The following is a 12925-nucleotide window of genomic DNA, read 5'->3' as shown; positions in this document are numbered from 1 at the left end:
ACAAAAGCGGAGGATAGATATGAAGTTTCAAGAAATGTTTTCACCCATTCAGATCGGAAATATGACGGTAAAGAACAGGTTTGTTGTTCCCCCTATGGGGAACAACTTTGCCAATACGGACGGGACCTGGAGTGAACAGTCAAAGGCTTATTATGCGGAGCGGGCAAAGGGACAGTTTGGACTGATCACCATAGAGGCAACGGTGGTACACGACAAAGCCAAAGGCGGCCCCCGGAAACCCTGTCTGTATTCGGATCACAGTATTGAAAGCCTCAGAAGAATCACGGATGCCTGTCATGCAGAAGGAGCCAAGGTTTCCGTGCAGCTGCAGAATGCGGGACCGGAAGGGAATGCGAAAAATGCAGGTGCTCCGATTCAGGCGGCAACGGCGATCCCTTCTGTATGTGGGAAGGATATGCCGGTGGAGGTTCCCACAGAGGAGGTTTACCAGCTGGTAAAAGGGTACGGTCAGGCAGCAAGACGTGCCATGGAAGGAGGAGCCGATGCGGTGGAGATCCATATGGCGCACGGTTATCTGGTAAATTCCTTTCTTTCTCCCAGAACCAATAAGAGAGTGGATGAGTTCGGAGGAAGCTTTGAGAACCGAATGCGGTTTCCAAGACTGATCATTGAGGAAATCCGGAAAGAAGTAGGAGATAGGATCGCTGTTCTTGCAAGAATCAACTGTTCGGATGAGGTGGCCGGAGGACTGGATGTACATGACAGCGCAGCGATCGCTGCCTATCTGGAGGACTGCGGACTGGATGCACTGCATGTGTCCAGAGCCGTTCACATCAAGGATGAATATATGTGGGCGCCCACAGCCGTTCATGGTGGATTTTCAGCAGATCTGGTTTCTGAAATCAAGAGGGCGGTGTCCATACCGGTCATTACGGTAGGGCGTTTTACAGAACCACAGTTTGCAGAGCTGATGATCCGGGAAGGAAGAGCGGATCTGGTGGCGTTTGGACGGCAGTCTCTGGCAGATCCTCACATGCCAAGGAAGGCGCAGGAGGAGAAACTGGATGACATGATCCCATGTATTGCATGCCTTCAGGGATGTGTGGCCAACATGTATCAGGGACAGCCCATCTGCTGTCTGACCAACCCGTTTTTAGGACACGAGGAAAATGAATTTCAGAAGGCAGAAACTTCAAAGAAGGTGCTGGTGATCGGAGGCGGCGTAGGCGGATTGTGCGCGGCTTTTGTGGCGGCGGAAAGAGGACATCAGGTCACTCTGTGCGAGCAGACGGAAAAACTGGGAGGCAACATGAGGCTGGCAGCTTATCCGCCGGGAAAGGGAGACATTACCAATATGGTAAGAAGCTACATTGTCCGGTGTGAAAAAGCGGGAGTACGCATCCTGAAAAATCAGGAGGTAACTTCAGAGTTTATCCGGGAGCAGAAACCGGATGCCGTTATCATCGCAACAGGCGCCAAAACGCTGATCCTGCCTATCGAAGGAATCGAAGATCCGGCTATCATCCACGGATCCGATCTGCTGGACGGAAAACGGACGGCAGGGAAAAAGGTGCTGGTAGTAGGCGGCGGTATGGTAGGCTGTGAGATCGCGGCATTCCTGGGAGAACAGCAGCATGAAGTTTCCATCATAGAATTCCGGGACAAAATGGGAGCGGACATGATCTCCGAACACAGAAAGTTTGTGATGAAAGATTTTGATGAGTATGGAATACGGGAGATCGTCAACGCGAAGGTATGCAGGTTCTTCCGGGACGGAGTAGAATATGAAACGCCCGACGGAATCAGGAAAGCGGAAAGAGGCTATGATTCGGTGATCCTTTCCATGGGATTCAGGAACTACAATCCGTTTGCAGAGCAGCTGGAAGAGCTGGGATGTGAATGCTATGTGATCGGAGATGCAGTCCGTGCCAGAAGAGCGCTGGACGCTACGAGAGAAGCTTATGAGGCGGCAATGAATCTATAGGAGAAAAGGAGAAAGACAATGGAAAAAAGGATTTCCGGACATACAGGATTGATGGGATTATTTGGAACGCCGGTGGGACATTCAGGATCTCCGGCCATGTATAACTTTAGCTTTGAAAAGGACGGACTGGACTATGCCTATCTGGCATTTGATGTGAAGGAAGAGGAGATGGAAAAAGCATTTGAAACCATCCGTCTTTTGAAAATGCGGGGAGGAAATTTTACGATGCCCTGTAAAAATGTGGCAGCAAGGCTGGTAGACAGACTGTCAGACGCAGCTAAGATCATCGGAGCATGCAATACCTTTGTGCAGGAAGACGGAGTCATTACAGGACATATCACAGACGGAGTGGGATTTGTCCGAAATCTTCAGAATCACGGATGCCAGGTGGCAGGAAAGAAGACGGTGGTTTTAGGGGCGGGGGGCGCTGCGACTGCAATCCAGGTACAGTTTGCACTGGAAAAAGTCAAGGAGATCAAAATCTTTGAAATAGAAGGGAAATTCTTTGAGAGGGCGCTGGAAACCAAGAAAAAATTGGAAGAAACCTGTCCGGACTGTGTTGTTACGGTAGAAAAAACAGAAGAGAAAGAAAAACTAGAGAAAGCAGTGAGAGAATGTGATATACTGGTGAATGCTACGATCATCGGAATGAAGCCCAGAGAGGATGAGACTCTGGTGGACGCATCCTGGCTGGATCCGAAGACGGTGGTGGCAGATACGGTATACAACCCGGAGATGACCAGGCTGCTGAAAGAAGCAGAGGCAGTCGGCTGTACCGTGGTATCCGGGAAAGGCATGCTCCTGCAGCAGGGAGCTGTCAATTATGAGTTGTTTGTAGGAAAAGAAATGCCCTTGGAGGAATTTGTAAAGTTTCAAAAAGAACAGTCCAAATAAAATGAGATCGACGGAGGGAGAGAGCGTATGCGAGCGAAAAAGTATATCTTATCCATGGCTGTAGTCTATATGGCATATTTTACCCATGGGATTCAGGCAATCATCCTGTCACAAAACAAATTGAATTTTTTTACACAGTGGGGTTATACCGATGAGATCGCAGGGGCAGCGGCCGTATCTCTGGCGATCACGGCGACAGGATTCGGAAAGTTTCTGACAGTCTGGCTGGGAGGAGAGATCTCTGATAAGATCGGCCGGAAAAAGATGGCGGTTGCAGGCGGTGTGCTGTACATTATCTGCTTTGCAGGCCTGTTGTTTTCTCACAGCTTTACGGTGGCCTGCATCTGCGCGTTCCTGGCGGGAGTGGCTACATCGGGCTTTTGGGATGCTTCCCTGTATCCGGCGGTACAGGAGGCGGTAAAACCGGCTTATGCCGGTTCGGCGCTGATCGGGATCAAAGCGTTTGTATCGGTATCGGGAATCATTTATCCGCTTTTGGCCGTACATTTTTCCGCTTCCGGGAACTGGAAGATCAATGTGTGGATCCCACTGATCTTTTCGGTGATCTGCGTGATCCTGGCGGTGATCGCACCCTTTGCCTATGATGATGACATGAAAGAGAAAGTAAAAGGGCAGGATGGAAATACCAGGACTGCGGCACAGGCGGAGATTGAAGCCATTAAGGCCGGCATGCTGGTAAAGCCCAACGGTCTGGTCAATTTTATCACCATGTTTTACGGATTTTTGTGTATGTTCATTATGTATGGAGCACAGCAGTACACAAAAGCTTTCGGAATGACCAATTGCGGTCTGACAGAGCTGCAGGCAGCGGGAATGACTTCCATCTATACGGTAGGGTCTATTGTTGCGGTGGTGTTCTGGGCGATCATGATGGGGAAATTAAGGTGGAATCCTCTGAAAGTGGTTTTGATCGATTCTGTTTTTACCGCGATCGCACTGGCGATCGTACTGCTGGTAAAAAATGTAACCGTGATTTATGTCGCCATTGCACTGCTGGGATTTTTTGCGGCGGGCGGAGCCCTTCAGACGGGACTGGGAGTCAGACAGAAAATGTGTCCGGGACCCAAGGGAAGAAATACAGGAATCTATTATACCTGGATGGGACTGGCGAGCTGTTTTCTTCCGTACATCGTATCGGCAATGACCAAGTCCATCGGGGAAACGGACGCTATTTATACCATGATGGGACTTTTGCTGGCGGCAGCCATTGTGGCAGTTTTGATGATGGCTTATCTGGCGGCACAGTATAAAAAAATATTCGGAGAAAGTGCGTTGGCAGAAAAAAGAAACGCATAGAAGGGAAAGTAGTAGGAGGAAGGTGTAATGGGGACAATGGGAAAAAAGAGGGCAGATGAACTTCCCTACATTCCGCTGGGGCCTTTTCAATGGAGGATCCCGGGAATTCATTACAAGATCGAAACGGTGGAGTTTTTTCAGGGACTGATACTTGGGGCAACCGCCCTGAGTTCTATCCCCTATATGACAGACACTCTGGGACTGCCTTATGAACTGGCGTGGAGCTGTGTCATTATTGAAGTGTTTTTATATATGCTGCATGGATGGCTGGGGGATCCGGTAGTACCCGGATGGATCACGCCCACCCTGCCCTTCACCCTGGCGTTTCTGACCGGATTTCCGGAAGGAAAAGAGCGGATCCAGGCCATGATAGCCGTTCAGCTTCTGGTAGCCTTCCTCTTTTTGTTCATGGGAGTGACAAAGCTGGCCGACAGCTTTGTCAGAAGGGTTCCGGCCTCGGTAAAAGGAGGAATTCTTCTGGCAGCGCCTATTACCGTAATACAGGGACAGTTAAAGGAAGGAAGCCAGCTTCTGACAGCTCCGGTAGCTACCTTGGCAGGAACACTGCTTCTGGCCTTTCTCAGCTTCTCGCCTTTTTGCGAAAAGAAAAGAAAGCAGTATAAGTTTCTGGATCTGATGGCTAAATACGGAAACCTGTTCCCCTACCTGATCGCAATGCTTTTGGGAGTTTTGTTAGGAGAACTGTCCAGACCGGCGCTGGAGGTGGGAACCATCATCCGTCTTCCTGATTTTACCAAAATCCTTCACACGGTCAGTGTGTTTCAGGTGGGGATCCCGCCCTTGTCCGTGTTTGCGAAAGCGGTTCCTTTGGCGTTTATCTGCTATGTGCTGGCTTTTGGGGATTTTGTCACCTCAGAAACTCTGATCCGGGAGGCGCAGGAAAGCCGGGATGATGAACACATCGATTTCAATTCCAGCAGATCGAATCTGATCAGTGGGATCAGAAACATGATCTTGGGAATCCTTGCGCCGTTCCCCCCTTTGGCAGGGCCCCTGTGGGTAGGGATGACTGTTTCGGTGGCAGTCCGCTACAAGGAGGGAAAGAAGGCGATGAAATCCCTGATCGGAGGGATGAGCAGCTTTCGTATGGCGACCTTTCTAAGTGTGATCCTGGTTCCCATCGTATCCTTTATGAAACCGATCATGGGAGTGGGCTCAGCAATCACCTTGTTGTTTCAGGCGTTTGTCTGTGCCAGAATAGGAATGGAATACTGTAAATCAAATATGGACAAAAGTATTGCGGGAATCATGGCGGCAACCCTTGCTTTTAAGGGATCCGGCTGGGCTTTGCTGGTGGGATTCGCTCTGAATCTTATTTTGTCCAATCTGGACATCCAGAGAGAAAAGCTGGATGTACCCACTACGGGAGAACTGGAGAGCCTGGAGAAAAAGCTGGAAGAAGAGCGAAAGCTTCTGATGAAAAGGAAGGAAGACTTTGTTTCAGACAGAGAAGCACAGAGATAGAAAGAACCGGATTGAGAGAAAATAAAGATACCGACAGAGAAAATCTTTTCAAAGAACAACAGGATCTTTTCGGATGCTGCTTTGAAAAGATTTTTTTTGCTTTGCGGGAATATTAGTAGCACTAAAAGAGAACACCTGTAAAACCATAAAAAAGAGAAGAAAAGGGCAAGGAAAAAGTTTGCAAAATTTCTGCGGGAGTGGTTACAATTTGTCGGCAGGTATGTATAATATACATGCTGTCGTTTCATAGGGATGGCAGGGAAAAGCAAAGTGAGAAATACACGCATTTTGTGACAGAACGAAGGAGTGAAATTTATGAAATATGATGTGATCATTATCGGAGCAGGGCCGGGCGGAATCTTCTCGGCTTATGAACTGCTGCAAAAGACAGAGAACCTGAAAATTGCGGTGTTCGAGGCGGGATTTCCGCTGCAGGAACGTCATTGTCCCATTGATGGAGAAAAGGTAAAATCCTGTATCAAGTGCAAAACCTGCGCCATTATGAATGGATTCGGAGGGGCCGGCGCATTCTCCGACGGGAAATACAATATCACCAATGATTTTGGCGGAACTCTCTATCAGTACATTGGGAAAGAACGGGCGCTGAGCCTTATGCGGTATGTGGATGAGATCAACCTGGCTTACGGCGGAGAAGGTACCAGGATGTATTCCACGGCAGGGACAAGGTTCAAAAAGGTCTGTCTTCAAAACAAACTGAATTTGCTGGATGCCTCTGTTCGCCACCTAGGAACGGACATCAATTATATTGTGCTGGAAAATCTTTACGAGGAATTAAAGAACCGGGTGGATTTCTATTTCCATACGCCGGTAGAGCAGGTGGAGCGTGAGGAGAACGGATATCGTGTTTTGTATAAGGGAGGAGAAGCAGATTGTGAAAACTGCATCGTCTCTGTGGGAAGAAGCGGAAGCAAGTGGATGGAGACCGTCTGCAAAAAGCTGGAGATCCCCACCCATTCCAACCGGGTGGACATCGGTGTCAGAGTGGAACTGCCGGCAGTGATCTTTTCCCATCTGACAGATGAACTTTACGAAAGTAAGATCGTCTACCGCACGGAAAAATTTGAAGACAATGTCCGTACTTTCTGCATGAACCCCTGTGGGATCGTAGTAAACGAGAATACCAACGGAATCGTCACGGTAAACGGGCACAGTTATGAGGATCCGGAACACCAGACGGAAAATACCAACTTTGCCCTACTGGTGGCCAAACATTTTTCGGAACCGTTTAAGGACAGCAACGGATATGGCGAAAGTATCGCAAGGCTTTCCAACATGCTGGGAGGAGGGGTGATCGTACAGCGTTTCGGGGATCTGGTAAGAGGAAGAAGGAGTAATACGGACCGGATCCGGGAAGGTCTGGTAACACCGACCCTGGCAGCTACGCCGGGAGACTTAAGTCTGGTGCTGCCAAAGCGTATTCTGGACGGGATTATAGAAATGATCTACGCATTGGATAAGATCGCACCGGGAACGGCCAATGATGATACGCTTTTATATGGGGTGGAAGTGAAATTCTACAACATGGAAGTAGAGATCGATCAGCACCTGGAAAGCAGGCATAAGGGACTTTATATCATTGGAGACGGAAGCGGCGTGACCCATTCTCTTTCCCATGCCTCTGCCAGCGGCGTCTATGTGGCGCGCCACATTGCAGAAAAAAGAACAGAGTGTCAATGATTTCAGAGAAAAGCACTCTGAAGTAAAAGCGGCCTCCCGGGATCAGACAGGTTTCTGAGCAGACGGGAGGCTGATTTTATGCAAAAAAGAAGAGAGGAATTGAAGCAGAGAAGAAGAGAGGTATCTGCGGGAAACCATAAAGAAACGTCTATAAACAAACGTGGCGGAAAAAATAGAGCGGCAGGGGAAAAAGAGATATAAATGTCAAAAAATTAACAGAAAAAGTGTTGCGTGAAATTGAACAAAAAGGTATACTATAATTGGTGGAAATTTTTGACTTTTACAAATATGGAAGCGACGACTAAAGAAAAAAATGGAGGACTGGATGATGGGCAATGATAAGACGGAAAATGCAGCAGGCAGAAGAATATCCTCTTTGCTGGATGCAGGCAGTTTTATTGAGATCGGCGGGGCAGTGACTTTGCGCAATACCGATTTTCAGTTAAAACAGCAGGAAGCGCCGGCAGACGGCGTGAGGACGGGCTATGGACTCATAGACGGAAACCTGGTCTATGTATACAGTCAGGATGTATCGGTGCTGGGTGGCTCGATAGGAGAAATGCATGCAAAAAAGATAGCCGGGATCTATGAGCTGGCAATGAAGACGGGAGCTCCGGTGATCGGACTGATCGACTGTGCGGGACTTCGGCTGCAGGAAGCTGCAGATGCATTGGAAGCGCTGGGAAGACTCTATCACAAGCAAGCCATGGCATCCGGTGTGATCCCACAGATCACAGGCATATTCGGAAATTGTGGAGGGGGCCTGGCCTTGATCCCTGCCCTGACAGACTTTACCTTTATGGAAACCAAAGGCAGACTGTTTGTAAATGCACCCAATGCTATCCTGGAAAACAGAATCGAAAAGAACGATACGTCTGATGCCGTTTTCCAAAGCAGAGAAACAGGGCTGGCAGATATTACGGGAACGGAGGAGGAGATTCTTGCTCAGATGAGGCGACTGATTTCTTTTCTCCCTGCCAACAATGAAGAGACGGCAGCCTATGAGTCCTGTCAGGATGACCTGAACCGCAGGTGTGATGCGGCAGAGGCTCTGGCGGATGACGCCGCCTGGCTGATGCGGGAGATGGCGGATTTGGGAGACTGCTTTGAGGTGAAAAAAGAACACGCAAAGGATATGGTGACGGGATTCATCCGACTGGCCGGCAATACGGTAGGCGTGGTTGGAAACCGAAAAAGGATTATAGATGAAGAAGGAAACACGACAGAAGAATTCAAAGAGGGACTTTCGGCAAAAGGAGCACTAAAAGCTGCGGAATTCGTGGAATTTTGCGATGCCTTCCAGATTCCGGTCTGCACGCTGACCAATGTTTCCGGATTTTCCAATTTGCCCGGAGAGGAGAGGCACCTGGCAAAACATACAGCCAGACTGGTCTATGCATTGTCCAATGCCACCGTTCCAAAGGTCAACGTGATCACGAAAGAAGCTTACGGAAGCGCCTATACGGTAATGAACAGTAAATCTGTGGGTGCGGATATGGTGTTTGCCTGGGAAGACGCAGGCATCGGTATGATGGATGCGGCCCTGGCTGCAAAGATCATGTATCCGGAAGAAGGAGCGGCAGTCTTAAAAGAAAAGGAAGCGGCATACAGGGAGCTGCAGAACAGTCCGCTATCCGCTGCCAGAAGAGGGTATGTGGATACCCTGATCGCACCGGAAGAGACGAGAAAATATGTGATCGGGGCGATGGAGATGCTGTTTACAAAAAGGGAAGAGCGTCCGCTGAAGAAGCACGGGACAGTTTAGTGAGGTGGATCGGGTGAAGAAAAAAATAAAAATGCTGTTAGGGCTTCTGGCTCTTTTGCTTGTAGTAACAGGGTGCTCCCAAAAGGAGACGGCTGTGACCTACAACGAGGAGGATCTGGAAAAAGTGGCGGAAGTCCTGATCAATTATTGTAAAGGAACAGATGCACAGAGCAAAGCGCAGATGAAGAAGGCGGGAGAATTTGCTCTTCAGCTACAGCTGGTACAGGCACAGCTTCCCGTAGAGCCCAGAAACTTTTTCGGGGTTGTGGATTCCTGGGACCAGGCAGTAAAGGAATGTGGATCCTATGAGGGGCATGGAGATTTTTCGCTGGAGGAAAAAAATGACGGGATCCGTCTGGTTACGACGGCTCAGTTTGAGAAAAGAGAGGCGGAACTGGTATTTGAGTTCAATCAAGAAGAATATCTGGAGAGTCTGACGGTAAACGCCCAGTATTCTACCGGGGAGATTCTGAAAAAAGCAGGGATGAATACAGTGCTGGGAATGGGAACGGTATTTTTGGTGCTGATCTTCATATCGGCCCTGATTTCCCTCTTCCGGTTTATTCCCCTGTTAGAAGCAAAACGGAAGAAAAGACGGGACCTGCACAAAGCAGAAAAGGCAGAGGAGACGGCAAAAGACGGGGGAGAGAAGGTCCTGTCACAGACGTCTGCAGACAGTCAGGAAGATTCACAATTGGTGGCAGTGATCGCAGCGGCGATCGCGGCGGCAGAAGATCGTCCGGCAGATGGGATCGTGATCAGAAGCATCCGGCGCAGGCCGGCAAACAACTGGAAAAAGTAAAGAAAAGGAGAACGCACCATGAAAAATTATACAATTACGGTAAATGGGAATGTTTATGATGTGACAGTAGAGGAAAAGACGGGAGCCGGTACGCTACAGAGGCCGTCAACTCCTGCAGCACCTGTGGCTGCTGCAGCGCCGGCGGCAAAGACGGAACCTGCTTTGCAGAAAGCTTCGACAGGAGGGATCGAAGTCAAGGCAGGAGCGGCAGGAAAGGTATTCAAGATTGAAAAAGCTGCGGGAGAGCAGGTGAAAAAGGGAGATGCTGTGGTCATCATAGAAGCTATGAAGATGGAGATTCCTGTCGTAGCTCCGGAGGACGGAACGGTAGCGCAGATAGAAGTGACAGTGGGAGATGCCGTGGAGGCAGGAGCGGTACTGGCAACGTTGGATCCGGCATAAGAGATTCAAACAGGAGGTTAAGACATGGACTATATAATGACGACATTGGGAAACCTGGTGCATCAGACAGCGTTTTTTAATCTGACGGCAGGGAATCTCATCATGATCGGAGTGGCATGTTTCTTTTTATTCCTGGCGATCCGACATGGATTTGAACCGCTTCTTTTGGTTCCGATCGCCTTTGGTATGCTACTTGTTAATATTTACCCTGATATTATGAAACACATGGAAGACGGAGCGTCAGGCGGACTGTTGTATTACTTCTATCTCCTGGACGAATGGGCGATCCTTCCGTCTCTGATCTTTCTTGGAGTAGGAGCCATGACGGATTTTGGCCCCCTTATCGCCAACCCTAAAAGCTTTCTTCTGGGGGCGGCAGCCCAGTTTGGTATTTTTGCGGCCTATCTGGGGGCAATGGCGTGGGGATTTTCAGATAAAGCGGCAGCGGCTATCTCTATTATCGGAGGAGCGGACGGTCCGACTTCCATCTATCTGGCGGGAAAGCTTCAGCAGACAGGACTTTTGGGGCCGATTGCGGTAGCGGCGTATTCCTATATGTCGCTGGTACCTATCATACAGCCGCCGATCATGAAACTCTTGACGACAGAAAAGGAAAGAAAGATCAAAATGGAGCAGCTTCGCCCCGTTTCGAAACTGGAGAAGATCCTGTTCCCTATTATCGTAACCATCGTGGTATGTACGATCCTTCCTTCTACAGCGCCTCTGGTAGGAATGCTGATGCTGGGAAATCTTTTCAGAGAATCCGGCGTAGTCAGACAGCTGACAGAGACGGCGTCCAACGCATTGATGTATATCGTGGTGATCCTGTTGGGAACGTCTGTAGGCGCTACCACCAGCGCAGAAGCTTTCCTGAATATCGCTACATTGAAGATCGTATTTTTAGGATTGATCGCATTTGCCTTTGGGACGGCGGCGGGTGTTTTGTTTGGTAAGCTGATGTGTGCCGTTACGAAGGGCAAGGTAAACCCTTTGATCGGATCGGCAGGCGTGTCGGCGGTTCCAATGGCAGCCCGGGTGTCCCAGAAGGTGGGAGCGGAGGCGGATCCCACGAACTTCCTTCTGATGCATGCAATGGGGCCCAATGTGGCAGGCGTGATCGGAACGGCAGTGGCGGCAGGTACCTTTATGGCGATCTTTGGAGTTATGTAAATCAACAGTAGATGGAGGAAATAAAAATGGCAGACATTGAAAAAAAACCAATCAAGATCATGGAGACCATTTTAAGAGATGCGCATCAGTCCCTGATCGCAACCAGAATGACGACGGAACAAATGCTTCCGATTGTAGACAAGATGGATAAAGTAGGGTATCATGCAGTTGAGTGCTGGGGCGGAGCGACCTTTGACGCGTCTCTTAGATTTTTGAAAGAAGATCCGTGGGAGAGGCTCAGAAAATTCCGCGACAGATTTAAGAACACAAAGCTCCAGATGCTGTTTCGGGGACAGAACATTTTGGGATACCGTCCCTATGCGGACGATGTGGTGTCCTATTTTGTGCAGAAATCTGTGGCAAACGGGATCGATATCATCAGGATCTTTGACTGTCTGAACGATCTCAGGAACCTGCAGACGGCAGTCAGTGCGGCAAATGCAGAAAAGGCGGAGGCTCAGGTGGCTCTTTCTTATACCCTGGGGGATGCCTATACCCTGGAATACTGGGTGGAGATCGCAAAACGAATCGAAGATATGGGAGCAGATTCTATCTGTATCAAAGACATGGCGGGACTTTTGATTCCGTATGAAGCAAGCAGGCTGATCAAAGCCTTGAAAGAAGCTACCAGTCTGCCGATCGAACTTCACACCCATTATACCTCCGGAGTGGCTTCTATGACTTACCTGAAGGCGGTGGAGGCAGGAGTGGATGTGATCGACACGGCTGTTTCTCCGTTTGCTTTGGGAACGTCACAGCCTGCGACAGAGGTTATGGTAGAAACCTTCAGAGGGACGCCGTATGACACGGGATTTGACCAGAGTCTTCTGGCAGAGATCGCAGATTATTTCCGGCCGATCCGTGACGAGGCGTTGGCAAGCGGCCTTTTGAATCCCAAGAATATGGGCGTGGATATCAAGACGCTGATGTATCAGGTTCCGGGAGGAATGTTGTCAAATCTGACATCCCAGCTAAAAGAACAGAATGCAGAGGATAAATACTATGATGTGCTGGCAGAGGTGCCCAGGGTCAGAAAAGATCTGGGGGAACCGCCTCTTGTGACGCCTTCCTCCCAGATCGTAGGAACGCAGGCAGTGTTTAATGTGCTGATGGGAGAACGCTATAAGATGGCGACCAAGGAGACCAAGGACATTCTCAGCGGAAAGTACGGAGCGACAGTCAAGCCGTTTAACGAGGATGTGAGGAAGAAGGTTCTGGGAGAAGATGCCGAGATCATTACCTGCAGGCCTGCGGATCTTTTGGAAGACGAGCTGGATACTTTGCGGGGAGAATGTGAGAAATGGATGCAGCAGGAAGAGGATGTGCTGACCTACGCCCTGTTTCCACAGGTGGCTACAGAATTTTTCAAGTACAGAGAAGCACAGCAGACGAAGGTAGACTATGGCGAAGCCGACGTCAAACATGGTAGTTATCCGGTTTAGAAGGG

Annotated in this window: 10 protein-coding genes; all 10 read left to right on the top strand. The window is 49.4% G+C overall.

Annotated elements, in window-relative coordinates; genetic code table 11:
* Window positions 1-19 precede the first annotated feature (19 nt).
* The 10 genes from SOW26_RS07040 (at window position 20) to SOW26_RS06995 (ending at window position 12920) form a co-directional block, all read left to right on the top strand.
* Window positions 20-1945: an oxidoreductase gene (locus SOW26_RS07040; RefSeq protein WP_276960032.1), complete on the top strand. Its 1926-nt coding sequence runs from the start codon at window positions 20-22 to the stop codon at window positions 1943-1945.
* 18 nt (window positions 1946-1963) lie between these two features.
* Window positions 1964-2839 carry a shikimate dehydrogenase gene (gene aroE, locus SOW26_RS07035; RefSeq protein ID WP_154475711.1) on the top strand — a complete coding sequence of 292 codons (876 nt, stop codon included), beginning with the start codon at window positions 1964-1966 and terminating at the stop codon, window positions 2837-2839.
* 27 nt (window positions 2840-2866) lie between these two features.
* Window positions 2867-4156 carry an MFS transporter gene (locus SOW26_RS07030; RefSeq protein ID WP_276960030.1) on the top strand — a complete coding sequence of 430 codons (1290 nt, stop codon included), beginning with the start codon at window positions 2867-2869 and terminating at the stop codon, window positions 4154-4156.
* Between the two features lie 27 nt (window positions 4157-4183).
* On the top strand, window positions 4184-5641 hold the full coding sequence (locus SOW26_RS07025) for a hypothetical protein (RefSeq protein ID WP_320652138.1): 1458 nt from the start codon (window positions 4184-4186) through the stop codon (window positions 5639-5641).
* 315 nt (window positions 5642-5956) lie between these two features.
* Complete coding sequence (locus tag SOW26_RS07020) at window positions 5957-7339, top strand: NAD(P)/FAD-dependent oxidoreductase (protein WP_320652137.1); 1383 nt, start codon at window positions 5957-5959, stop codon at window positions 7337-7339.
* A gap of 328 nt (window positions 7340-7667) precedes the next feature.
* The gene (locus SOW26_RS07015; protein WP_154478767.1) at window positions 7668-9104 is read left to right on the top strand and encodes an acyl-CoA carboxylase subunit beta; all 1437 of its coding nucleotides are present in this window, start codon (window positions 7668-7670) and stop codon (window positions 9102-9104) included.
* A gap of 13 nt (window positions 9105-9117) precedes the next feature.
* Complete coding sequence (locus SOW26_RS07010) at window positions 9118-9906, top strand: OadG family transporter subunit (RefSeq protein WP_276960027.1); 789 nt, start codon at window positions 9118-9120, stop codon at window positions 9904-9906.
* An 18-nt stretch (window positions 9907-9924) separates the two neighbouring features.
* Window positions 9925-10308 (top strand): biotin/lipoyl-containing protein, encoded by a 384-nt coding sequence (locus tag SOW26_RS07005; RefSeq protein ID WP_276960026.1) that lies wholly within the window; start codon window positions 9925-9927, stop codon window positions 10306-10308.
* Window positions 10309-10332: 24 nt separating this feature from the next.
* Window positions 10333-11478, top strand: coding sequence for a sodium ion-translocating decarboxylase subunit beta (locus tag SOW26_RS07000; protein ID WP_154475699.1), 1146 nt, complete (start codon window positions 10333-10335; stop codon window positions 11476-11478).
* Between the two features lie 26 nt (window positions 11479-11504).
* Complete coding sequence (locus SOW26_RS06995; RefSeq protein ID WP_320652136.1) at window positions 11505-12920, top strand: oxaloacetate decarboxylase subunit alpha; 1416 nt, start codon at window positions 11505-11507, stop codon at window positions 12918-12920.
* Window positions 12921-12925: the final 5 nt, after the last annotated feature.

The organism is Suipraeoptans intestinalis, assembly GCF_034091795.1.
Taxonomy (GTDB): domain Bacteria; phylum Bacillota; class Clostridia; order Lachnospirales; family Lachnospiraceae; genus Suipraeoptans; species Suipraeoptans intestinalis.
This window is presented reverse-complemented; position numbering and strand designations above follow the sequence as displayed.

Excerpts from the sequence above, each read along its gene's own strand:
- aroE (WP_154475711.1), top strand. The coding sequence starts at position 1,964 with ATGGAAAAAAGGATTTCCGGACATACAGGATTGATGGGATTATTTGGA.
- SOW26_RS07025 (WP_320652138.1), top strand. The coding sequence starts at position 4,184 with ATGGGGACAATGGGAAAAAAGAGGGCAGATGAACTTCCCTACATTCCG.
- SOW26_RS07040 (WP_276960032.1), top strand. The coding sequence starts at position 20 with ATGAAGTTTCAAGAAATGTTTTCACCCATTCAGATCGGAAATATGACG.
- SOW26_RS07015 (WP_154478767.1), top strand. The coding sequence starts at position 7,668 with ATGGGCAATGATAAGACGGAAAATGCAGCAGGCAGAAGAATATCCTCT.
- SOW26_RS07020 (WP_320652137.1), top strand. The coding sequence starts at position 5,957 with ATGAAATATGATGTGATCATTATCGGAGCAGGGCCGGGCGGAATCTTC.
- SOW26_RS07030 (WP_276960030.1), top strand. The coding sequence starts at position 2,867 with ATGCGAGCGAAAAAGTATATCTTATCCATGGCTGTAGTCTATATGGCA.
- SOW26_RS07000 (WP_154475699.1), top strand. The coding sequence starts at position 10,333 with ATGGACTATATAATGACGACATTGGGAAACCTGGTGCATCAGACAGCG.
- SOW26_RS07005 (WP_276960026.1), top strand. The coding sequence starts at position 9,925 with ATGAAAAATTATACAATTACGGTAAATGGGAATGTTTATGATGTGACA.
- SOW26_RS06995 (WP_320652136.1), top strand. The coding sequence starts at position 11,505 with ATGGCAGACATTGAAAAAAAACCAATCAAGATCATGGAGACCATTTTA.